Annotated in this window: 23 protein-coding genes; 8 read left to right on the forward strand and 15 right to left on the reverse strand. The window is 62.9% G+C overall.

Features of this window, described 5'->3' with window-relative positions; translation table 11 throughout:
• The first annotated feature begins 14 nt into the window (after positions 1 to 14).
• On the forward strand, positions 15 to 347 hold the full coding sequence (locus tag UP06_RS20485; protein ID WP_045005225.1) for a GIY-YIG nuclease family protein: 333 nt from the start codon (positions 15 to 17) through the stop codon (positions 345 to 347).
• Positions 348 to 369: 22 nt separating this feature from the next.
• Here UP06_RS20485 and UP06_RS20490 read toward each other — a convergent pair whose 3' ends face one another.
• From UP06_RS20490 to petA, 5 genes are all read right to left on the reverse strand, one after another.
• Complete coding sequence (locus UP06_RS20490; protein WP_045005226.1) at positions 370 to 909, reverse strand: adenine phosphoribosyltransferase; 540 nt, start codon at positions 907 to 909, stop codon at positions 370 to 372.
• 76 nt (positions 910 to 985) lie between these two features.
• Positions 986 to 3151 (reverse strand): anthranilate synthase component I, encoded by a 2166-nt coding sequence (locus tag UP06_RS20495; RefSeq protein WP_045005227.1) that lies wholly within the window; start codon positions 3149 to 3151, stop codon positions 986 to 988.
• Positions 3152 to 3544: 393 nt separating this feature from the next.
• Positions 3545 to 4219, reverse strand: a complete 675-nt coding sequence (locus UP06_RS20500; protein ID WP_045005229.1) for a dienelactone hydrolase family protein — start codon at positions 4217 to 4219, stop codon at positions 3545 to 3547.
• A gap of 150 nt (positions 4220 to 4369) precedes the next feature.
• A complete protein-coding gene (gene fbcH / locus UP06_RS20505; RefSeq protein WP_045005231.1) occupies positions 4370 to 6433 on the reverse strand; it encodes a cytochrome b/c1 in 2064 nt (687 codons plus the stop codon).
• 62 nt (positions 6434 to 6495) lie between these two features.
• Complete coding sequence (petA, locus tag UP06_RS20510) at positions 6496 to 7026, reverse strand: ubiquinol-cytochrome c reductase iron-sulfur subunit (RefSeq protein ID WP_082078448.1); 531 nt, start codon at positions 7024 to 7026, stop codon at positions 6496 to 6498.
• 278 nt (positions 7027 to 7304) lie between these two features.
• Here petA and UP06_RS20515 point away from each other — a divergent pair, with 278 nt between their 5' ends.
• The 6 genes from UP06_RS20515 (at position 7305) to UP06_RS20540 (ending at position 11079) form a co-directional block, all read left to right on the forward strand.
• The gene (locus UP06_RS20515) at positions 7305 to 7763 is read left to right on the forward strand and encodes a tRNA (cytidine(34)-2'-O)-methyltransferase (protein ID WP_045005234.1); all 459 of its coding nucleotides are present in this window, start codon (positions 7305 to 7307) and stop codon (positions 7761 to 7763) included.
• Positions 7764 to 7781: 18 nt separating this feature from the next.
• Entirely contained in the window at positions 7782 to 8414 is a 633-nt protein-coding gene (gene queE / locus UP06_RS20520; protein WP_045005237.1) for a 7-carboxy-7-deazaguanine synthase, read from the forward strand.
• Between the two features lie 17 nt (positions 8415 to 8431).
• Positions 8432 to 8797, forward strand: a complete 366-nt coding sequence (locus UP06_RS20525) for a 6-pyruvoyl trahydropterin synthase family protein (protein WP_045005239.1) — start codon at positions 8432 to 8434, stop codon at positions 8795 to 8797.
• 113 nt (positions 8798 to 8910) lie between these two features.
• A complete protein-coding gene (gene hemF, locus UP06_RS20530; protein WP_045005315.1) occupies positions 8911 to 9798 on the forward strand; it encodes an oxygen-dependent coproporphyrinogen oxidase in 888 nt (295 codons plus the stop codon).
• A complete protein-coding gene (locus UP06_RS20535; RefSeq protein WP_197087333.1) occupies positions 9789 to 10550 on the forward strand; it encodes an HAD family hydrolase in 762 nt (253 codons plus the stop codon). The genes hemF and UP06_RS20535 overlap by 10 nt, the downstream gene beginning before the upstream one ends.
• Positions 10551 to 10869: 319 nt before the next feature.
• Positions 10870 to 11079 carry a YodC family protein gene (locus tag UP06_RS20540; protein WP_045005241.1) on the forward strand — a complete coding sequence of 70 codons (210 nt, stop codon included), beginning with the start codon at positions 10870 to 10872 and terminating at the stop codon, positions 11077 to 11079.
• A 182-nt stretch (positions 11080 to 11261) separates the two neighbouring features.
• Here UP06_RS20540 and UP06_RS20545 read toward each other — a convergent pair whose 3' ends face one another.
• The 3 genes from UP06_RS20545 to UP06_RS20555 form a co-directional block, all read right to left on the reverse strand.
• The gene (locus UP06_RS20545; protein WP_082081528.1) at positions 11262 to 12212 is read right to left on the reverse strand and encodes an amidohydrolase family protein; all 951 of its coding nucleotides are present in this window, start codon (positions 12210 to 12212) and stop codon (positions 11262 to 11264) included.
• 4 nt (positions 12213 to 12216) lie between these two features.
• Positions 12217 to 13536 carry an MFS transporter gene (locus UP06_RS20550; RefSeq protein ID WP_082078450.1) on the reverse strand — a complete coding sequence of 440 codons (1320 nt, stop codon included), beginning with the start codon at positions 13534 to 13536 and terminating at the stop codon, positions 12217 to 12219.
• A 64-nt stretch (positions 13537 to 13600) separates the two neighbouring features.
• Positions 13601 to 14695 (reverse strand): isocitrate/isopropylmalate dehydrogenase family protein, encoded by a 1095-nt coding sequence (locus tag UP06_RS20555; protein ID WP_045005244.1) that lies wholly within the window; start codon positions 14693 to 14695, stop codon positions 13601 to 13603.
• Between the two features lie 41 nt (positions 14696 to 14736).
• On the opposite strand from UP06_RS20555, the gene UP06_RS20560 reads away from it, so the two are divergent.
• Positions 14737 to 15420, forward strand: a complete 684-nt coding sequence (locus tag UP06_RS20560) for a GntR family transcriptional regulator (protein ID WP_045005246.1) — start codon at positions 14737 to 14739, stop codon at positions 15418 to 15420.
• A gap of 1032 nt (positions 15421 to 16452) precedes the next feature.
• On the opposite strand, the gene UP06_RS20565 is transcribed toward UP06_RS20560, so the two are convergent.
• The 7 genes from UP06_RS20565 to UP06_RS20595 all read right to left on the reverse strand — a co-directional run bounded on the left by UP06_RS20565 (position 16453) and on the right by UP06_RS20595 (position 22368).
• Positions 16453 to 17526: a TauD/TfdA family dioxygenase gene (locus UP06_RS20565; protein WP_045005248.1), complete on the reverse strand. Its 1074-nt coding sequence runs from the start codon at positions 17524 to 17526 to the stop codon at positions 16453 to 16455.
• Between the two features lie 177 nt (positions 17527 to 17703).
• Positions 17704 to 18501, reverse strand: a complete 798-nt coding sequence (locus tag UP06_RS20570) for a class I SAM-dependent methyltransferase (RefSeq protein WP_045005250.1) — start codon at positions 18499 to 18501, stop codon at positions 17704 to 17706.
• Between the two features lie 293 nt (positions 18502 to 18794).
• Positions 18795 to 19565, reverse strand: a complete 771-nt coding sequence (locus UP06_RS20575) for a sulfite exporter TauE/SafE family protein (protein ID WP_045005252.1) — start codon at positions 19563 to 19565, stop codon at positions 18795 to 18797.
• On the reverse strand, positions 19562 to 20818 hold the full coding sequence (locus UP06_RS20580) for a CCA tRNA nucleotidyltransferase (protein WP_045005254.1): 1257 nt from the start codon (positions 20816 to 20818) through the stop codon (positions 19562 to 19564). Before UP06_RS20580 ends, UP06_RS20575 begins: the two co-directional genes overlap by 4 nt.
• A 10-nt stretch (positions 20819 to 20828) precedes the next feature.
• Complete coding sequence (locus UP06_RS20585; protein WP_045005257.1) at positions 20829 to 21092, reverse strand: DUF6111 family protein; 264 nt, start codon at positions 21090 to 21092, stop codon at positions 20829 to 20831.
• On the reverse strand, positions 21089 to 21760 hold the full coding sequence (locus UP06_RS20590) for a CoA pyrophosphatase (RefSeq protein ID WP_045005259.1): 672 nt from the start codon (positions 21758 to 21760) through the stop codon (positions 21089 to 21091). Before UP06_RS20590 ends, UP06_RS20585 begins: the two co-directional genes overlap by 4 nt.
• Positions 21757 to 22368: a DUF1285 domain-containing protein gene (locus UP06_RS20595; RefSeq protein WP_045005261.1), complete on the reverse strand. Its 612-nt coding sequence runs from the start codon at positions 22366 to 22368 to the stop codon at positions 21757 to 21759. The genes UP06_RS20590 and UP06_RS20595 overlap by 4 nt, the downstream gene beginning before the upstream one ends.
• Positions 22369 to 22656: the final 288 nt, after the last annotated feature.

The following is a 22656-nucleotide window of genomic DNA, read 5'->3' on the forward strand; positions in this document are numbered from 1 at the left end:
CAAGGGCGCATCCCGTGAGCATCGACCGCAAAGCAGCCATCGCCGCCTACAAGGAGCGCAAGACCGTTGCGGGCATCTACGTCGTTCGTTGCGCGGCCTCGGGCGAGACCTGGGTCGGCCAGGCTCCGAACCTGGAGACAATCCAGAACCGCGTCTGGTTTTCGCTGCGCCAGGGCAGCCACACCTGCCGCACTCTCCAGGCCGCCTGGAACGCGCATGGCGAGGCGGGCCTAACGTTCGGCGAATGCGAGCGGCTGGAAGATGAGGAGACCGCCTATGTCCGCAACGCGCTCCTCAAAGAGCGCATGCTGCATTGGCTGGCAGAGCTGAAGGCCGAGACGATCTGAACGTCGCTAGCGACGACGATCCTCAGTGCCCTTCGAACGTCATCAACGTGCGCACCGGCACGTCCATGGCGCGGAGCTTGGCAGCGCCGCCGAGTTCAGGCAGGTCGATGATGAAACAGGCGGCGACTACATTGGCCCCGATCTGCCGCAACAGTTTGACTGCGCCTTCCGCGGTGCCGCCGGTTGCGATGAGGTCATCGACCAGGATGACGCGCTCGCCGGGCTGGATGGCATCGACATGCATCTCCATCTCGTCGATGCCGTATTCCAGCGAATAGGCGATGCGCACGGTGGTGTGCGGCAGCTTGCCCTTCTTGCGGATCGGTACGAAGCCGGCCGAGACCTGATGCGCCACCGCACCGCCGATGATGAAGCCGCGCGCTTCCATGCCGGCGACCTTGTCGATCTTGTTGCCGGCCCAGGGATTGACGAGTTCGTCGACCGCGCGGCGGAAGGCGCGCGCGTCGGCGAGCAACGTGGTGATGTCGCGGAACATGATCCCCGGCTTGGGATAATCGGGGATGGTGCGGACGCTCGCCTTCAGATCGTGGTCAAAATTCATGGCTGTCTCGTTTCAGTTGTCATTCCGGGCTCGCGCTTCCCGCGCCCCGGAATGACGCGTGTGAAATATCCTGCCCTCAATTCGTCCCCGCTTCCAGCCGGAACGCATTCTCGACAATCCTCAAGCCCACCTCGTTGCCGAGCGACATCAACGATTCCGGGTGGAATTGCACGCCGGCGACCGGCAGCGTCTTGTGCTCGAGTGCCATGGCAACGCCATCTTCAGTGCTGGCGGTGACCGACAAAACCTCCGGCATGCTGTCGCGCTCGACAAAGAGCGAATGATAGCGGCCGATCACGATCTCATTCGGCAAATTGCGCATCAACCGCCCGCCGCGCACCTGAACCCGTGAGGGCCGGCCGTGGGCGGGATGGGTGAGCTGCCCGAGCTCGCCGCCAAAATATTCGCCGATCGCCTGCACGCCGAGGCAGACGCCGAACACCGGCAGCTTGTTCTCCAGCGCCGCATCGATGGTTGTCTTGATCCCGAAATCCTCAGGCCGGCCCGGGCCGGGCGACAGCACCAGCAAATCCCACCTCTTCTGCTTGAGCATGTCGAGCGCATGCACATAGCGGACCACGGTGACGGTGGCGCCGACCTGGCGGAAATAATCGGCGAGCATGTGGACGAAACTGTCGTCATGATCGATCAGCAGCACCCGCTTGCCCGAACCGGTGGCATCGGGCGCAAACGCCGACAGCGGCTTTGGCGGATCGCCGCGCAGCGCCTGGAACAGCGCCGCCGCTTTCACCTGGCATTCGCGATCTTCCGCGGCAGGATCGGAGTCAAACAGACAGGTGGCGCCGACGCGGACCTCGGCAAGACCGTCCTTCATACGAATGGTACGGATGGTGAGGCCGGTGTTGATGCTGCCGTCGAAATTCACCGCGCCGATCGCGCCGGCATACCAGCGCCGCGGCGAGCGCTCATGATCCTCGACGAACTGCATCGCCCACAGCTTTGGTGCACCGGTAACGGTGACGGCCCAGGCATGGGTGAGGAAGGCGTCGAGCGCGTCGAAGCCGGGACGCAGCATGCCCTCAACATGATCGACGGTGTGGAACAGCTTGGAGTAGGTCTCGATCTGGCGTCGCGCCAAAACCTTGATCGTGCCGGGGACGCAGACGCGCGCCTTGTCGTTGCGATCGACATCGGTGCACATGTTGAGCTCGAACTCGTCCTTCTCCGAGTTCAGGAGCTGGCGGATCTGCTCGGCGTCGCCGATCGCATCGGTGCCGCGCGCGATCGTGCCGGAGATCGGGCAGGTCTCGACGCGGCGTCCGTCGGAGCGCACGAACATCTCGGGCGAAGCCGAGACGAGAAATTCGCCGTCACCGAGATTCATCAGCGCGCCGTAAGGCGACGGGTTGATGACGCAGAGGCGCTGGAAGACTTCGGCCGGCGAACGGTCGCAAGGCTCGGCGAAAAGCTGGCCCGGCACGGCCTCAAAGAGATCGCCACGCGCAAAGGCGGCGCGCGCGGTCTCCACCGTGGCCTGATATTCGCCGGGGGCGTGATCGGCAAAACCCTGGCGCGGCGTTTTCTGATACGGGCTGTCGGCCGTCTCGCGCGGCAGGCCTTCCGTCGACTTGCCCTTCCACGCGAAGTCGTAGGTCAGCATCACGCCGCGGCCGGTGGCGCGGTCATAGGCGAGCAGGCGATCGGGGATGTAGAGCACGATGTCGCGCTGGTCTTTTTCGCGCGGCCGCTTCTGCACGATATCCTCGATCTGGAACACGAGGTCGTAGGCGAAGGCGCCGAACAGGCCGAGCAGCCCGTCGTCGTTGGCGGAGAAGGCGGCAACGAGATCGCGCACCAGCGACATCACGCTGGCGCGGCGCGTGCGCTGATCCTCCTCGATCGGCGCAGCGCCGCGAATGATGTGGCCGGCAAGGTGCGATTGCGTCTTCTCGGAGATCACGACGCAAGGTTCGCGCAGCACGTCAGCGAGGAAGGCGATCAGCACGCGCCCACGTTCGTTGAGCGCTTCGAGTTTGAAATTGATGCCGACGGTCTCGAGCTTGAGCGGCGGGTCGGAGAAGCCGAGGTCAAAACTCTCGTAACGGCCGGGCACGGTCGTGCCCGACGACAGCACCACGCCATGGCGGCGGTCGAGCAGGCTGATGAGATCATCGAGCCGGTTGGCACCACCGGTAAACTGCTCCGCCACGCGCGTGACCGCGAGACCTGCGCGGGTCACATAGTCGCTTCTGGGCGGAAGGGTAAATACGGTCCTGTTCATGGGGTCCTCTTACGAAACTTGCCGAGGGAACGCCACACAGGACAAACGATCAGGCCGCCGCACTGCGTGGGCGACCTTCGACGATTTATGGAAAAGAAATCGCACCGGCCACCTCTTAGGAGGTGCGCCACCAAAGACGAGTTGGGCGGACGGCGGTGCTCATGGGGCGGGATACTCACCATGGCCGGGGGACGGCGTCAAGGGTGGCTGCTCGTCGCATAGCCGTCGACGTCGATCTCCGCCGTCGTCCCGGCGAAGGCCGGGACCCATAGCCACAAAATTGAATTTTGCGAAGACTCGGAGTGACAGCTCGCCCTAGCGACAAAATCCTGTGGTTATGAATCCCGGCCTTCGCCGGGACGACACGGAATTTGTGGCGCCGCCAGCAAGCCCCTACCCCAAATGCTTCCGGAAAAACTCCGTCGCCCTGCCCCAGGCGAGTTCGGCGGCTTCGCGGTCGTGCACGGCCTGGCGCTGCTCGTTGACGAAGGCGTGCTCGGCATCATAGCGCAACAGCTCCAGCGACTTGCCGGCGGCCTTCATGGCCTTCTCGAAGCCGTTGACCAGCTCCGGCGTGCACCAATCGTCCTTGTTGGCGAAGTGGGCCTGGAGCGGGATCTTGACGTCGGCGGGCTTGGCCGCCTGCTCCGGCGGAATGCCGTAGAATACGACACCGGCCGCAAGCTCCGGCACATGCACCGAGCCGATGATGGTCACCGCGCCGCCGAGGCAGAAGCCGGTCAGGCCGACCTTGGCGCCGTTGCGCGACAGATATTGCGTGGCGCCGCGCACGGTCTGCGTGGTGGCGTCCATGAAGTCGAGCGAGTTCATCTCTTTGCCGGCGGCATCCGTGTCGTGATACGGCACCACCTTGCCCTTGTAGAGATCGGGCGCCAGCGCATCGAAGCCGGCCAGCGCAAAGCGGTCGCACAGGCCCTTGATCTGGTCCGACAGCCCCCACCATTCCTGGATCACGACCACGCCTGGCGCATTTCCGCGCGCAGCGTTGGCGAGATAGCCCGAGGCCTCCTTGCCGTCCGGGCGCTTGAAGGTGATTGCGGTTCCCATGGTGTCCTCCGACGATGTTGTGGGGAGCGGTTGGAGCTATTTTGGCGGTTGCGCGCGCGATAGGCAATCGCGTCAAACAACACACGCTCGTGTCCCAAACAAAAAAGCCCCCTCGCGGGGGCTTCTTCATTCTCGTCTCGCGTGCGCCGCTCAGTGCGAGTCGGCCCAGACTTTCTTCTTGGTGAAGTACATCAGGCCCGCGAAGATGATCAGGAAGATGAAGACCTGGAAGCCGAGGCGCTTGCGCGCTTCCATGTGCGGTTCGGCGGTCCACATCAGGAACGTGGTGACGTCCTTGGCATACTGCGCGACCGTCGCCGGCGAGCCGTCGTCATAGGTCACCTGGCCGTCGCTGAGCGGCTTCGGCATCTTGATGGCGTGGCCCGGGAAGAACTTGTTGTAGTACGAGCCCTCCGGGATGGTCACGCCTTCCGGCACCTTGTCCTCAAAGCCCTGCAGCACGGCCGCGACATAGTCCGGGCCCTGTTCCTGGTATTGGCTGAAGAAGTCGACCAGGAACAGCGGGAAGCCGCGGCCATAGGAACGCGCCTTGGTGATCAGCGACAAATCGGGCGGCGCCGCGCCGCCGTTCGCCGCGCGAGCCGCCTGCTCGTTCGGGAATGGCGAGGGGAAGTAGTCAGCCGCCCGGCCGGGGCGCTCGAACATGTCGCCCTGATCGTTCGGACCGTCCTTGATCTTGTAGTCGGAGGCGAAGGCCGCGACCTGCGCCACCGAATAGCCGGGGCCGCCGTCGTCTCCGAGATTGCGGAAGGCGATGAAGGACAGGCTGTGGCAGTTGGAGCAGACTTCCTTGTAGACCTTCAGACCGCGCTGGAGCGCACCGCGGTCATACTTGCCGAAAGGGCCGGCAAAGGACCAGCTGTTGCCCGGCGGCTTGGGGCCGCCTTCCTCGGCGCGGGCATCTTGCAACGTGCCGACGAACAGTGCGCCGGCGGCGACGAGCGCGACCGCGATCGAGGCGACAGCCTTGCTGCTCTTGGCGAGGATCGCCTCCGAGATCGAGTTCGGCACCGGCCGCGGCGTCTCGATACGCGAGAGCAGCGGCAGCACGATCAGGAAGTAGGCGAAGTAGCAGACCGTCAGGACCCGGCCGGCGATCACGTAGATGCCTTCCGGCGGCTGCGCGCCGAGATAGCCGAGCAGGATGCAGACCGCGACGAAGATCCAGAAGAACTGCTTGGCCAGCGGACGGTACTTCGACGATTTGGTCTTGGCGGCATCGAGCCAGGGCAGGAAGCACAGGATGATGATCGCCGAGAACATCCCGATCACGCCCGCAAGCTTGTTCGGGATCGAGCGCAGGATCGCGTAGAACGGCAGGTAATACCATTCCGGCACGATGTGCGGCGGCGTCACGCCCGGATTCGCCGGAATGAAGTTGTCGGCGTCGCCGAGATAGTTCGGCATGTAGAAGATGAACCAGGCGTAGAGCAACAGGAAGCAGGCGACGCCGAAGCCGTCCTTGATGGTCGCGTGCGGCGTGAACGGCACCGTGTCCTTTTCCGTCTTCGGCTCGACGCCGTCCGGATTGTTCTGGCCGGCGACATGCAGCGCCCAGACGTGGAGCACGACGACGCCCGCAATCAGGAACGGCAGCAGGTAATGCAGCGAGAAGAAGCGGTTCAGCGTCGGGTTGCCGACCGAATAGCCGCCCCACAGCAGCGTCACGATGCTCTCGCCGACATAAGGAATGGCGGAGAACAGATTGGTGATGACGGTGGCGCCCCAGAAGCTCATCTGGCCCCACGGCAGCACGTAGCCCATGAAGCCGGTCGCCATCATCAGGAGATAGATAATGACGCCAAGGATCCACAGCACCTCGCGCGGCTCCTTGTAGGAGCCGTAGTAGAGACCGCGCAGCATGTGGACATAGACCGCGAAGAAGAACATCGACGCGCCGCAGGCATGCATGTTGCGCAGCAGCCAGCCGTAATTGACGTCACGGACCAGAAGCTCGACCGACTTGAAGGCGAGATCGGCATGCGGCGTGTAGTGCATCGCCAGGATCACGCCGGTCAGGATCTGCATCCCCAGCATGAAGGAGAGGATGGCGCCGAAGGTCCACCAGTAGTTCAAATTGCGCGGGGTGGGATAGACGACGAAGGAGGAATGCACGAGACCCAGGATCGGCAGACGTCGCTCGATCCATTGCAGGGCCGGATTGCTCGGCTGGTAGTCGGATGGTCCGCTCATGATGCGATCCTGAGGAAATAATACGACATGACGGTTCGAGGCTTCGGAGGAGGATCCGAAGCTCAGCCGATCTGGATTTTGGTGTCGGAAACGAACTGGTACGGCGGCACCGGCAGGTTCGCGGGCGCGGGCCCCTGGCGGATGCGGCCGGACGAATCGTACTGCGAACCATGGCAGGGGCAGAAGAACCCGTCGTAATTGCCTTCATGAGCGATCGGGATGCAGCCGAGATGGGTGCAGATGCCGATCACGACCAGCCACTGGTCATGGCCGGCTTTGACCCGGGCCTCGTCGGATTGCGGATCGGGCAGGCTCGCCACAGGAACGGCGCGCGCCTCGTCGATCTGCTTCTTGGTGCGATGGCTGATGTAGATCGGCTTGCCGCGCCAGAACACCTTGATGTCCTGCCCCTCGGCGACCGGGGTCAGATCGACCTCGATCGGCGCACCGGCGGCGATGGTCGAGGCGTCCGGATTCATTTGGGAGATGAAGGGCCAAAGTGCGGCCGCGCCCCCTACTGCTGCGGCAGCCCCCGTTGCAACGAATAAGAAATCACGGCGTGTCGGATGGTCCGCCGAAGACGCTGTCGTCACGATTCCAACCCTTTCTTCTTATGCTGCCGGTGGAACCGCTCTAGGAGCCCCCAAGGTCCCCAGAACAGGCTGCCGGCGCCCGCGGCCCCCCGCGGCGGCAGAACTTGGCTAGTCCCCGCCAAAACAAGGCGAAAACAGCAGTCCAGAATCGTTCTATTGGCACCCTTGCCGGGCGAGCGCAAGCCCGCTAACGGCGCGGAAGGGTGCAATGCACGAATTCCGCGGCTAGCGATGTTTTAATGAGACATTTCCGACCCGCACCAACCCGGTCACGACACATGCAGATCGCGCTTTTCCAGCCGGACATCGCCCAGAACACCGGCACGATTCTCAGGCTCTGCGCCTGTCTGGGCATGGCTGCCCATATCATTGAACCGGCCGGCTTCCCCGTTTCCGACCGACATTTCCGCCGGGCGGGAATGGACTATCTCGACCATGTGAGTGTGACCCGCCACGACTCCTGGTCGAAATTCGAGGAATGCCGCGCGGCGCAAGGCACCCGGCTGCTGCTGTTCACCACCAAGGCCGCCACGGATTACCGCGATTTTCATTACCAGACGTCGGACATCCTGCTATTCGGGCGCGAGAGCGCCGGTGTCACCGACGCGGTGGTCGAGGCCGCGGATGCGCGGCTGGTGATCCCGATCACGCCCGGGCTGCGGTCGCTCAATGTCGCCATGACCGCGGCGATGGCCGCAGGCGAAGCGCTGCGGCAGGTCCGGAACCCGCAAGTTTGATATGTTGAGGAGAGACGAGTGAGTTACGCGGTCAAGGAAATCTTCCTGACCCTGCAAGGCGAAGGCGCCCATGCCGGGCGCGCGTCCGTGTTCTGCCGTTTTGCCGGCTGCAACCTCTGGAGCGGGCGCGAGGCTGACCGCCTCGAGGCGACCTGCAAATTCTGCGACACGGATTTCGTCGGCACCAACGGCACGCTCGGCGGCCGCTACGCCTCGGCCGTGGAGCTTGCCGACACCATTGCCGCGCAATGGCGTGCGACGGCCGACAACCGCTACGTGGTGCTGACCGGCGGCGAACCGCTGCTCCAGGTGGACGCCGACCTGGTCGAGGCGCTCCATGCCCGCGGCTTCGAGATCGGGGTCGAGACCAACGGCACGATTGCTCCGCCCGCGGGGCTCGACTGGATCTGCGTCAGCCCCAAGGGCGGCAGCGAGCTGGTGCTGAAGCGCGGCCATGAGCTGAAGCTGGTCTATCCGCAGGCGCTGGCAGCGCCGGAGACTTTCGAGGGCCTCGCCTTCGAACGCTTCTCGCTACAACCGATGGACGGGCCCGAGGTCGCCCAGAACACCGCACGCGCCATCGATTACTGCCTGCACCATCCGCAATGGCGGCTCAGCGTGCAGACGCATAAATCGCTCGGCATCAGATAGGATTGGTTGACGGACAGATGTGGGAATTGACGAAATCGTTCCGCTTCGAGGCGGCGCATTCGCTGTCGGGAACGACCTTTGGTGCGGACAGCGAAGAGATCCACGGCCACTCCTTCCGCGCCGAGGTGACAGTGCGCGGTACGCCCGATCCTGCAACCGGCATGGTGGTCGATCTCGGCCTGCTCCAGCGCGCGATCGAGGACGTGCGGCTGACGCTGGACCACAAGTTCCTCAACAAGATCGAGGCGCTGGGAATGCCGACGCTGGAAAACCTCTCGCGCTTCGTCTGGGAGCGGCTACAGCATATCGGCCAGCTCACCCGCGTCAGCATCCACCGCGACAGTTGCAACGAGAGCTGCACCTATTACGGTCCGCAAGATTAGACTTCGAGGATTTCGTAGGGTGGGCAAAGCGTAGCGTGCCCACCATTCAAGACGACGGTGAAGGATGGTGGGCACGGCGCAAGGGCGCCTTTGCCCACCCTACAGGAATGCAGATGGACGCATCGACAATCGAAGACCGCAAGACGCGCGCCCGCGCCTGGTTTGAATCCTTGCGCGACGACATCTGCGCGAGCTTCGAGCGGCTCGAGGACGACGCGCCGCAAAGCCTCTATCCCGGCGAGGCCGGCCGCTTCGCGCGCACGCCCTGGCAGCGCACCGACCACAGCGGCGCGCCCGGCGGTGGCGGCGTGATGTCGATGATGTCAGGCCGCCTGTTCGAAAAAGTCGGCGTGCACTGCTCGACCGTGCACGGCGAGTTCGCGCCCGAGTTTCGCGCGCAGATTCCGGGCGCGGCGGACGATCCGCGGTTCTGGGCCTCCGGCATCTCGCTGATCGCGCATCTGCGCAATCCGCACGTGCCGGCCGTGCACATGAACACGCGCTTCGTCGTCACCACCAAGGCCTGGTTCGGCGGCGGCGCCGACCTCACGCCGGTGCTGGACCGCCGGCGCACGCAGGACGATGCCGACACGATCGCCTTTCACGCCGCGATGAAAGAGGCGTGCACGCAGCCGAACGGCATCGCCGACTACGACAAGTATAAGAAATGGTGCGACGAGTATTTCTACCTGCCGCACCGGAAAGAGGCGCGCGGGATCGGCGGCATCTTCTACGACTGGCACGACAGCGGCGATTGGGACGCGGACCTCGCCTTCACGCAGGATGTCGGCCGTACTTTCCTGAACACCTATCCTGACATCGTGCGACGCAATTTCGCGACCGCATGGACCGCGGAAGACCGCCAGGAGCAACTGATCCGTCGTGGACGCTATGTCGAATTCAACTTGCTCTATGACCGCGGCACCATCTTCGGGCTCAAGACCGGCGGCAATGTGGATTCGATCCTGTCGTCGCTGCCGCCGGAGGTGAAATGGCCATGATGACGATGACGCCGCCCAAGACGAAGCCGCTCCCCCGCGCCATGCTGATCGACATGGACGACACTATCCTGTCGGCCTATGGCCGACCCGAGATCGCCTGGAATACGATCGCGAACGAGTTTGCCGACGAGCTCGCACCGCTGCCGCCGCAACAGGTCGCCGCGGCCGTGCTGGCCTATGCGCGGCAATTCTGGTCGACCGCGGAAGCCGCGTGGCGGATGAAGCTTGGCGAGGCGCGGCGGCTCACGGTGCGCGGCGGCTTCGCCGAGCTCGCCGCAAACGGCCATCGTGCCCTCTCCGACGATCTTGCCGATCGCCTGGCCGACCGCTTCACCACCTATCGCGAAGAAGCGATCTTCGTCTTCCCGGGCGCGCATGATGCGATCGATGCTTTCAAGGCGCACGGCGTCAAGCTCGCGCTGGTCACCAACGGCGCCGCCGACATGCAGCGCGCCAAGGTGGAGCGCTTCGAGCTCGCGCATCGCTTCGACCACATCCAGATCGAGGGCGAGCACGGTTTCGGCAAGCCCGAGGAGCGCGCCTATCTGCACGCGATGGACGCACTCGGCGTCACCGCAAAAGACACCTGGATGATCGGCGACAACCTCGAATGGGAAGTCGTGACGCCGCAACGGCTCGGCATCTATGCGATCTGGATCGACGTGCATGGCGAGGGCCTGCCAGAGGGCTCGACCGTCAAGCCCGACCGCATCATCCGTTCGCTGACCGAACTCGTGCCGGACCGGGCGTAACAACAAAATATCGAAAACAACCCCATGCACAGTAGCCGGATGCTGCAATTTCAACAGCTTGCCGCCAAACGCAATGCATTGCTGATTTTACGAAATCCTTTGACTTGTCGGGCAAAACAGGCGCATGATGCCATCATCGCCGCGCCTGGGACGGAATAGCCCTAGGGCCATCGAGCGATCCCCCACTCGAACCTCTGCCATCGACGTTTCGCGCAGCCTACGCAAGCCGGAGCACATTCACGGGTCCCGCAGCCCGTGATGGGCATGTCATGACGGCTTGCTAGCCTTCGCCTCGTCGATCAACCTGAAAGGACCATCCATGGAACTGAAAACCGGCGACGTCGTGATGCTGAAATCCGGCGGCCAGCCGCTGACTGTCGCGGAGGTGAAGGGCGACGATATCCTCTGCCTCTGGATGGGCTCGGAGGGCGATCTGTTCCGCGAGACGCTGCCACTGGCCACGCTCGAACGCCTGGAAGTCGAAGACGACGATGATGAGGACGACGAGGATGACGAAGACGAAGAATAAGCACGCCTAAGAAATGAGGGCGGCATGGTCTCCAAGACTCAGACCGTGCTGCCTTGATTTTCATTGGCTGCGTTTCCGGCCACCTTCTCAGGGTGGCGAAAACCAAGATTCCAAAGCCACACTTCGTCTTCATCGGTACCGACCGCCGCTTGTCGAGCACCCGGTCGATCGGATCGATCTGGTCAGACAAAACGATAGAGCTGCGCCGGTGTCTCGGCCAGAATCGTCCGTTCCAGCGCCTTGTCGCCGCACCACTCCGCGAGGCCGCCGAGAACAGCATGATCGTCGATGATGCGAAACGGGTGGATATCGAGTGGCGGGCGATCAGGCACGCGATCGGTATGCGGCCAATCGCTGGCCCAGAGCATGCGATCAGGCCCCGCCGCGATCAAGGCGCGCGCGATCGGAGCTGCATCGGCATATCCCGGCGCCTGTCGTGATATCCGATAGGGAGCGGACAATTTGACGTACGCCTTGCGCGCCTTGACCAGATCCAGCAGCGCGGCAAAGCCGTCCTGTCGAATGCCGTCGCGAGCTTGCGCCATGCCGAAATGATCGATGACGACCTCCACCGGCAGCGCGGCGATCCGGTCGGCGGCGGCGGCAATCACCGGTAAAGCCGCATAGATCTGAATATGCCAGCCCAGATGGCCGATACGTCCCGCGATCGCATCGAGAGCCGCAACGGCGGCGCGCGGATCACGGTTCTCGCCGCTCTCGAGGTTGATCCTGAGGCCGCGAATTCCCCGTCTGTCGAGTTCGGCAAGTTCGATATCGCCGATGTCGGGGGCGACCACCGCGACGCCGCGCGCGCTGTCGCCGAGCTGCGCGAGCGCGTCCAGCATGCAGCGATTGTCGGTGCCGTAGAACGATGGCTGAATCAGCACATTGCGGGTGATGCCAAGGCGCCGGCGCAGCTCATGAAGATCGGAGACCGAAGCCTCTGGCGGGGTGTAGCCGCGTTGCGGCACCATCGGATACTGCCCGGCCGGGCCGATGATGTGGACGTGGCAGTCGCATGCGCCCGCTGGCATCTCGGAGACGTCTTTTGCTGAAGCATGGGCCATCGGCAGCGTCGCTCCCAGGGCAGAAACCGCGATCCTACCAACGTCGCGTCGTGTCATCATCAACATGGCTTTACTCCTTCGATACGACGAGCTTCAGTGACACCGAGGCAAGTGTCGCCGCGACCATGATCGCGGCGACCGCGCCAAGACCGATGACGTACGATCCGGAAAGCTCCTTCAACCAGCCCATCATCCACGGACCGACAAATCCGCCGACCGTGCCGATACTGTTGATGAACGCGAGCCCGCCCGCGGCGGCGACGCCGGTCAGGAACCGGGTCGGGATGGTCCAGAAGATCGCCCTTGCCGCGGTCACGCCGATCAAAGCCAGGCTGAACCCGATCAAGGCGACGGTGAGCGACCCCGACAGGATCGGCGCGGCGAGACCGATCCCGCCGAGCAGACAGGCGATCGCCAGGTTGACGACACGTCGTCCTTTCCGATCCACATGGCGCGCCCACACGATCATGCCGACGGACGCAGAGAGATAGGGAATGGCCGAGATCCAGCCGATCGTCAGCGTCGACAAGTGATATTCCCTCAGGATCAGGGGCAGCCAGATGCCGATCCCGTAAGATCCCAATGTGAAGCCGAACTGGATGGCCGCGAGAATCTGGACACGGGTGTCTTTCAGGGCCGCCAGCAACGAGGAATGCGGCCGCTCCCGCACTTCCGACGCAAGGACGTCACGCAGGGCACGGCGTTCGTCCGACGTCAGCCATGCTGCGGTCTCCGGACGATCGGAGAGAACGCGCAGCATCAGGAAACCCAAGGGGATGCAGGGCAAGCTGACCAGCAGGAACAGCCATTGCCATCCGGTCAGTCCCCAGATTCCATCCATTTGCAGCAGCATGCCACAAACCGGACCACCGATCAGCGACGACGCGGGAATGCCGATCAGGAACCAGGCCAGCATGCGCGTGCGGTATTGTGCCGGAAACCAGGCGGCGAGAAAAAACGTGACGCCCGGGAAGAAACCCGCTTCCGCAATCCCCAGCAACAGCCGCACCGCATAAAAACTGTTCGGGCCGACCACAAGTGCGGTCGCCGCCGAGACCAGGCCCCAGCTGATCATGATACGGGCAAGCCAGCGCCGGGCGCCGATGCGATAGAGCAACAGATTGCTCGGCACTTCGAACAGGCTGTACCCCACGAAGAATATGCCGGCGCCGAGGCCGAACTGGCTGGCCGACAATCCGATCTGCTGATTCATGGTGAGCGCAGCAAAGCCGAGGCTGGTGCGATCGAGATAATTGAAGATGTAGGCGATCGTCAGCAGCGGCACGAAACGCAGGGCGACTTTGCGGGTCGCGCTTTGCAGCATGGCCTCTGCACCAGACGGCTCGGCAACGTCGCGATGGCGTAGGACGCTCTGCTGCAAGAGTGTCATGTCCGGTTTCCCCTCCCATCATTATTGTTTTAAAATTGCCGGCGGCGATTCCGCCGCCGGTTTGTCAGACGCGCTGGCGCTGCCGATCCGGTCCTTCATGCTCCTTGAGTGCTTCGGCCAGTGCCTGCCCCGCTTCGGCGGTACCGAGATTGCCGCCGATATCGCGGGTGACGTCGCGCGCTGCGACGGCCGCTTCCGCCGCCGCTTCGATCGCTTCGGCCGCCGCTTCGAAGGCAGGCTTGCCGGTTCGTCGCCCATACCAGGCAAGAAGCAGCGCAGCCGACAGGATCAGCGAATAGGGATTGGCGACATTCTTGCCGGCGATGTCCGGCGCGGAGCCGTGCGCAGCCTGCGCCATGGCATAGTCCGCACCCGCATTGAGCGAGCCGCCAAGACCGAGGCTGCCCGACAGTTCAGCGGTGAGATCGGACAGAATATCGCCGAACATATTGGTGGTGACGATGACGTCGAAGCGCTGCGGCGCGCGCACGACATGCGCCATCATCGCGTCGACCAGCACATCGTCGACAACGACTTCGGGAAACTCGGCGGCCACCTTCCTGCACTCGTCGAGGAACAGCATGCCGTCCGCAATCTTGAGAACGTTGGCCTTGTGAACGAGCGTCACGTGCCGGCGCCGCCGCATCGCCAATTCGAAGCCGGCGCGGGCGATTCTCTCGCAGCATTGACGAGTGATGCGCCGGAGCGAAACCGCGACGTCGGGCGTCATCAGGATCTCGCCGTTTCCCAGCTCCATGTTGCGATCGGCATAAAAGCCCTCGGTATTTTCGCGCACCACGACAAGATCGAATTTGCCGACCGGCCCGGGAAAGCCTTCGTAGGTTTTGGAAGGGCGAATGTTGGCGAACAGGTCGAGGCTCTTGCGGAAGAATTTGGACGGGTTGATCTCGCCTTTGGCCTCGTCCTTGAAATCAAAGGTGGCGGTGGGTCCGAGGATGATCCCCTGCACCGTGCGCGCCTGATCCAGAATCTCGGGGCGAACCGTCGTCCCGTAGCGGCGCAGGCTGTCATGGCCAACGACATCCTCGATCAGTTCGAGGCCGAGATTGAAACGGCCCGAGGCAGCCGTCAGAACCTGTATGGTAGCGGCTGTGATTTCGGGGCCGATGCCATCGCCTGGCAAAACGAGAATGCGCATGGTATCTCCTGTCAGAACTTTGGATACAAGGGTATACAGTGATGTCCAAGAAGTCCATCCCTGCTCTGGACTTGGGCCAGGACGCCTATGTCAGACTCAAGGAGGCGATCCGCGATGGCACCTTCGCGGCCGGGGGACGGCTGACGGAACTCGACGTGGCGGCTCGGTTGCGAGTCTCGCGAACACCCGTGCGCGAGGCCATGCACCGCCTGGAAGCGGAAGGCCTGCTCAGTTACGAGCCCCGGCGAGGGGTGACGGTCACGCGCCCCGATCATTCCATGGTCATCGAACTCTATGTGATGCGGGAGGCGCTGGAGGGCACGGCGGCGGGATTGGCGGCACAGCACGCCTCCAGTATCGAAATCGCGGCGCTCGCCGAACTGATCGAGGGCGAGAGCGCGCATCTCGATGACGGCGCCGAACTCTCGCGCATCAATCAGCGGATCCACCGGCTATTGTATTTTGCTGCGCATAATCGCTATCTGCTGCGCAGTCTCTCGAGCCTCGCGGACACCATGACTCTTTTGCCGACGATGCTCGGCGACATCGACCGGGCAAAGGAATCTCACGACGAACATTTGCGCCTTCTCGCCGCGCTTCGCGCGCGAGATCCGGCTGCGGCGGAAGAAGCTGCCAGAATCCATCTGCGCTCAGCCCATCGTCATCGCCTGTCGTGGCTTCTTCGCAACGAAACGCCGCCGGATGCCGGAGGGCTGCCGCCCTAAAGAGTTTAAGCGCGTCTAAGACCGCATCCTGGTCAGATCGGAGTGTTCCGCTCCGGCACCTCCGATGTCCGCTTCTCTGCCAAAATACGGCGCAATAGCGGACATCGCTGGATCGCAATGCATGAATCGCGATCTACGATCACAACTAATCGCACGACAGGCATATCGCCTCAGGCGGGGTATTCGCAGCCTCGGTTCTGCCTCGCGGTGTGGCCACCACGTGCATGGCGATGATCGGCAGAAATCTTTTCTACCCTCGGTAGCCAGGTTTGGAAAGTTCGGTTAGCATCTGGTGGTCGGTCACGTGTGCGCATTGGGACGGAAAGTCCCTCCTTGAAAGGACATGTCATGAGACTGTCGTCAAAGTTTGTCGCGCCTTCAGCCTTCGCTTTCTTGTCGACTGTCTTGCTGTGCGGTCCTGCAACGTCGCAAACCGGAGCCAGCTCCACCGCCACACTACCCTCCGTCACGGTCGATGCGCCGAAGCCGGCGGCAACGCCGAGGCCGGTGGTCAGCACAGAGACATCTCACCGGACATCGTCAACCCATCACACGCGATCGGCAACCGCTCAGCCGTCAACCGCTCGAACGCCATCGCCAGATTCACCCTTGGGGCGGATTGCCAGGCTGGAGAAAGTCGCCAGCAGTTGCAACGGTGGCTGTGCATCAAGCTTCCCCAGCGGCAAGGATCCCTGGGTTGGATGTAGCGAGTCGGGCGGCGGCCTGAATTATGGACCTCTCTCGCCAACGTGCCGGGACACCATCACCCATTCATCCTACGAGAATTGCGTCGAGACGAAGGTGTTCCTGGGCGAGTTTCGAAACAGAGCCCACTGGTTTTGCAGCAGCCTGCAGGCCGGCAACCGGTTCAAGGTCGCCGAACTCAAGCGATCAAGGCGCTAGCGCTGGAGCCTTTTCGAGCGAAGCTCGCCTGGACCTGCATCCCGATCGGGGTGCACGGCTCCAGCGCGCCTGATGTCCACTTCTCCGCCACAACGGAGCACTCGCGGACATCATTCGATTTCGCAGACGTCAATCCAACGGCACGTTCAGACTGGTACCTTTGGTAATAATGCCACCACGGTTGCCAATTTCAATCGAACCATAGCGCTGCTTGAAGCAATCGGGCAGCGGCCGGTCACCTTCCATGCTGAGCCAAAGGCGCAGCAAATGACGTTTCTGGCCTGCAATGGGCCAATCGCGAAATCCGGTCCGATCATGCAACAAAGCATGATTGTAGACGAACTGCATGTCACCTGGCTGAAGCCGCATCCCAAAATGCAGAGTGGCATCGTTTGCGAGCGCATCGAAGAGATCGAGCGCCTCGACGTGAGCTGGCGTCAACCTTGGCGCATCGGGAAAGCGCTGCGCACTATCGATATACTGGCGCTGATAGAACCCGGTTAGGAAACCCGCATGCCAATTCAGCACCGGGATTTCGAGATACGGCTTTTCGTTCTCCGGCACCTCGCCTCGCCGGTCTGTCGCGATTGGATCAAACAAGAGAGCGGCAAGGTCGGGACGTCTGGCAAACATCTCGTTGTAGATTGTCGTCGTACTGACAAGGAGAGACTCGCCTCCCTCCATCGCCTCGCGAATGCATAACAGTCCAACCACGTCGGACGAATCCGTGTGGAATGTCTGCCTTTCCGAAGTTTGATAAATTCGGGTGTTCGGATCCCTCGCATCGGCGCCGACGTCACGGACGTGGCCAAGAATGTGCCCCGCTGCATTTTGGGACCGCGCCGATCCGAGATGCGCGCCCACCCCGCAAAATATCGTCGCCGCAAACTCCTGGCTATAATTTGCCACCGGCAGGCCGCGTATGACTTCGAAACCCAAGCCAAGCAGAAGCTTTGTCTTGAGCTTTTCCAGATGCGCGCCGAAGTGAGGAAGCGGAAAGCCTTCCTTGGTGATGGCGGCGATTTTCTTGCTTCTGCCAAGATATGATTCAGCCGCGTTCTCAAGCTCGGTGATCTCGCGGGCCCCAAGCGATATCAACCATCGATCAGGATTGACCTTCATCTCAGCACCCAGCCAAGCAGATTGGATGTCGATCTTCCCCGGAGGGCGATCGATCCCGCCGGGCGCTGAGATCACATTCATATTGTTGGCTCCCGAGAAGATGGGTCGTCAGAAAGAGCGTCGGACCATCAACGATATTGTGCCGACCGCTTGTTTGCAACGCTGCCGGGCCAGATGCACGGACAGCAGGGCCATGAGGTTGTCAGCGCAGGGGTCGTGAATAGTTGGTCGGGCAGATTGATGGCCCCTTCGCCTTGTTCAAGATGGCTTGCGTGCCGAGACCAGCAAGTAAGATTTGCAGACCATACCGATACAGGCTGCCAGCAGCCCGCAAATCGGAGCCGCAGCAAGGCTCTGCAGCAAATCCATGCGGCCTGCCCGGCGCTCCGCGCTCGGCCACCGACTTAAGTTCTTGCGGAATCCGCCGAGGCAGAAGCTGGTCGCGTCGGTCACGTCGATGGCAACCAGGCCGGCGGCGGCCAGACGGTCACGGTAGTCGACAATTCTCGGCACCAGATTCGCTGCCGACACGTGACCGATCTCGATCAGCGCGTTGAAAGGCGTCCGGAACAGGATATCGGACATGACCAATGATCCACCCGGCTTGAGCACGCGAAGAGCCTCCTCGAGAAATTTGTCGCGGGTGTCGAAATGATACGCCGACTCGACGCAAATCACCGCGTCAAAATGATTGTCAGGAAAATCCAGTTCGGTCGCGTTCATCACCTGGAAGGTGCAGTCGGGCGCTCTGATGCGCGCATCGGCGATCTGCGTGTCGGAAATATTGATGCCGGTAATCATGTCGGGCGCGAAGGTCAGCGCCAGCCGTTGCGTGGAGGCCCCCAGTCCACACGCGACATCAAGCATCGGCCCTCCTTTGTCGAGAATGCGCGCGACGAGCTGATCGACGAGCTCTTCGCTCGCCTCGCGTTGCGATTTTGCCCCTCCGCCCCAGTACCCGATATTGTAGAAGCCGCTATTCTCGTAGAAGCGCTGCGGATTCAAACCTCGCATCGTGCGATCATAGAATCGGATCATTCGCTCGCGCGTCGGCATTGCATCGTTTCTCCCTAGAGCTTCCGTTCCGACAGAATCGGAACGGAAGCTCCAGATCTTTGTTTTGACGCGTTTTCGTCACGCGAACCGGCATCCACTTCGCTGAAAGACGCTCTCACCGTTCGCAACGGGCGTGGTCCTGGCGGTGTTGGGTGTCTTCGCTTTTGGGACCATCGGCATCAATATGGGATACCATCGGCTTTTGACACATCACCTTGACGTGTCCACCTTGGCTCAAGCGCATACTCGTTCTGCTCGCGGTCCAGGCGGGAGTCCACGTCGCCCGCGCTCATCTACGCGATCAGCTGCCTCGCCGCAGCCGAAATCATCACCAGCCCGCCGGTGATCACGGCAACATCGAGGATCGCGGTGTGGATGTGCACCGGCATCCGCTCGACGAAGGCCTTTGCCAGGAACGCGCCGGGGATCGCAATCCCGCCGATCAGAAGCGCGAAGGCGAGCACCTGCGCGGTCACGGCGCCGGCGAGGCCGAATACCGAAATCTTGATGAGGCCGGTGCCGAGCGAGATCATTGCATCGGTTGCGATCACGGCGGCGCCTTCGAGGCCTGCCGCCATCAGCAGCGAGAGCAGGATCACGCCGGAGCCGGAGGTGCCGCCGACCAGCACGCCGTAACCGACCGAGCCGGCCGCAAGACCGGTGTCACCGATCTTGACCTGGCGGCGGCGAAGCACGCGGCGCAAGGGCACGCTCAGGATCAGCATGGTGCCGATCACGAGCGCCGCGCCGGCGTTGGTGAGGCGCGTGTAGCCGTAGGCGCCGAGCGCCGTCGTCAATGCAGCGCAGGCGAGCACGATCAGTGCGCGGCGGCGGTCGGCATAACGGAGATAGGCAATCGCGCGGCTCGAATTGGTGAAGATCGCGGAGATCGCGATGATCGGCACCACGGGCTCGGCGCCGACCAGTGGCACCAGCACCAGCGGCATCAGGGCGCCGGTGCCGTAGCCGGCGAGACCACCGATGATCGAAGCAAACAACGCCATCAACGCGACCAGCAGCAGCTGAAAAATCGAGATGTCGGCGAAGCCTGAGACGATGGTCACGTTCTCTCATCGCGGCTGATGCGTGCCGCAGCTTGATCGGCGATGGAAGCGAGTGCGGCTTCCTCTAGTGGAAAATCCGCCGCAAGCCAAGCGTCCTCGGCCAATGTCAACACATGTCCGAGCGCAGGCCCTTCAGCCAATCCGCGCGCGATGAAATCGGCGGCCTTCAGCGGAAATTTCGGCGCGGTCCAGCGCTGCGGCAGCTCGGCGAGCTCGCGCCAGCGCGACGAATTCACGTCGCCGCCGGCCCGCGCCCAGGCCAGCAACACACGATCGTGATAGCGCTCGGCCCCCAGCCGGTACAGCAACCGCCGCGCATTGGCTTCGTCCTTGGTCGGGAAGCGCCACCAGCGATGACCCATCGAATCCAGCGCCTTGGCTTCCGCATTGGAGAGCCTTAACCGCGCGGCGACACGCTTGGCATCTTCGGTGACGGCCACCGTCAGCGCGGCCAGGCGTCGCGTGACGCTCGCCGGCAGGCCGATCTCGCCTTCGATCGCAATCATCGCCGACAAGGGTCCGGTATAGACGACACCGCCGATCAGCGCTTGCAGCAATCCGCCCTCGGCCATTGCGATCGCCGCGGCAGCCGCGCCGCCCGCGACCAGCAGCTTCAGCATTTCCATGCGGACCCGCTCGGCCGACAGGGTCGCAAGACCCGCGCGGCCGCGGATGCAGGCGAGATAGCCGTCGCGGTCGGGCTCACCGACGCCGAAGGCGGCATGGATGCGGAAGAAGCGCAGGATGCGCAAATAATCCTCGGCGATGCGCTGGTCGGGGTCGCCGATGAAGCGCACGCGCCGCGCTCTCGCATCGGCAATCCCGCCGACATGGTCGTAGACGACACCTTTCGCATCAACCGACAGCCCGTTCATGGTGAAGTCTCGCCGTTCGGCGTCCTTCACCCAGTCGCGACCGAACGCGACCTTGGCCTTGCGGCCGAAGGTTTCGGTGTCCTCGCGCAGCGTCGTGACTTCATAGGGCTGGCTGTCGATGACGAGCGTGACGGTGCCGTGGTCGATGCCGGTCGGCACGCTCTTGATGCCGGCGCTCCTGGCCCGCCGCATCACCTCGTCGGGCAGCGACGTGGTCGCGATGTCGATGTCGCCCGGCGGCAGACCAAGAAGCGCATTGCGCACGGCGCCGCCGACCACACGCGCCTCCTCGCCGTCTGCATTCAACAGTTGCAGAACGCGCGCGGTCCCGCCCGAGATCAGCCAGGGCGCATCGGCGAGTATGGGCTCTGCGCTCATCCTTCGGCCCTTATTTTTCCGTGCCCGGCACGAGCTTGCCGTTCACGACATGGGCGGGAAAATAGGTCGAATTCGGCGCGGCGCCGGAGAAATGCGCGAAACCGATCAGCCCCGCGATCACCAGCACCAGCGCCGCCAGAGCCAGGCGCGCGACGACGGTGATCGGCCAGGACGTTTGCACGAACAGGCCGGAACGGGTGGCGGCCAGGAACAGCGCATAGACGGCAAAGGGGATGAGGAAAATTCCGATCTCGGTCAGCACCGGCCGGATCATGATGCGTAGATCCGCTCATAAAGCACACGCAGCATGCCGGCTGTCGCGCCCCAGATGTAGCGCTCCGCGAACGGCATCGCGTAGTAAAACCGCTCCAAGCCGCGGAATTCCTTGCTGTGCATCTGGTGGTTTGCCGGATTCATCAGGAAGGATAGCGGCACTTCGAACGCGTCATCAACCTCGGAATGGTTGATGGTGAGCTGAAAACCCGGCCGCACCCTGGCGACGGTGGGCAGGATGCGGAAACCGAAGCCGGTGCCGTAGAGATCGAGATAGCCGATCGGCTCGACGAAATCGCGCGACAGCCCGACCTCCTCCTCGGCCTCGCGCAGCGCCGCATCGAGCGGCGACGAATCGGTCGCGTCGATCTTGCCGCCGGGAAAGGAGATCTGGCCGGCGTGGTCGTTGAGATGCGCCGAGCGTTGCGTCAGCAAGATGGTCGGCTCGGGATGGTCGACCACCGCGATCAGGACTGCAGCCGGGCGCACCGGCTGCTCGCGCGCGACGATCTCGAGCATCTTGTCGGTGCCGGGATCGCCCGAGGCCGGAATGATGTTCGGATCGTAGAGCCCGGGCGGAACGTCGAAGCCGAGCCGCGCCCTGGAGCGGGCGAAAAAATCCGCCGCACTGATCGCGACGGGCTCGTTCCTCAGGATAGGCTTGTTCAAAGCGCGGCCCTCACCTGCTCCGCGTCGGCCATGGCGAAGAATTCGCCGGCCGACTCGACACCGAACATCGGCTGGCCATCGACCATCCGCTCCTCGCCCATGTCAACCAGATCGTAATAGAGCGCGCGGGTGACCTTGGCCCAGAGATCGGCGCGAACGTGCAGATAGGGCGTCAACCCGCCGTCCTTCGCCTGCTCGAAACGGAGCCGGTGCGCGCCATCGCAGGTCACCCAGTCGTCGACATTGGTGCGGAAGCGCAGCACGCGATGGTTGTCCTCGTCATCCTTCTGCATCTCGACCGCCATGAACGGCGCGTCGTCGACGCGAATGCCGACCTTCTCCACCGGCGTGACGAGGAAATGCTTGTCGCCTTCGCGCTTCAGGATCGTCGAGAACAGGCGCACCAGCGGAAGCCGCCCGATTGGCGTGCCCATGTAGAACCATGTACCATCGATGCCGATTCGAATGTCGAGATCGCCGCAAAACGGCGGATTCCACAGATGTACCGGAGGTAGTCCTTTTTTGACGCCTTCGGCATTGGCAGCGACTTTGGCGGCGGCAGTCAGCCCCTCAAGACCACGATCGGCGCTCTGCCCTTGGTTCGCCATGGTTTGCCCTGACTTTGTCATTTGTCGCGGATGTCGTTTGGCACGATTGGTGCAGGTCTGATTTCTAAGTCTACGTTGTGTGTCGGTGCGCGGTTCCACCCCGGATTAGTCCGGTGTGGAGTTCGCCACTTCGTGATGCCCTACATAACCCTAAGCCGATAAGGTGGGGATAGGTTAATTCAACGAATACATGGCCTTCCTGCAAGTCTAGCATGGGGCCCGAGAGATCAAGTCAATAGATCACGAGATCGCGTGACGACAGGCGATTTGACGACGCAGAATAGCCGC

The organism is Bradyrhizobium sp. LTSP857 (genome assembly GCF_000938285.1).
Taxonomy (GTDB): domain Bacteria; phylum Pseudomonadota; class Alphaproteobacteria; order Rhizobiales; family Xanthobacteraceae; genus Bradyrhizobium.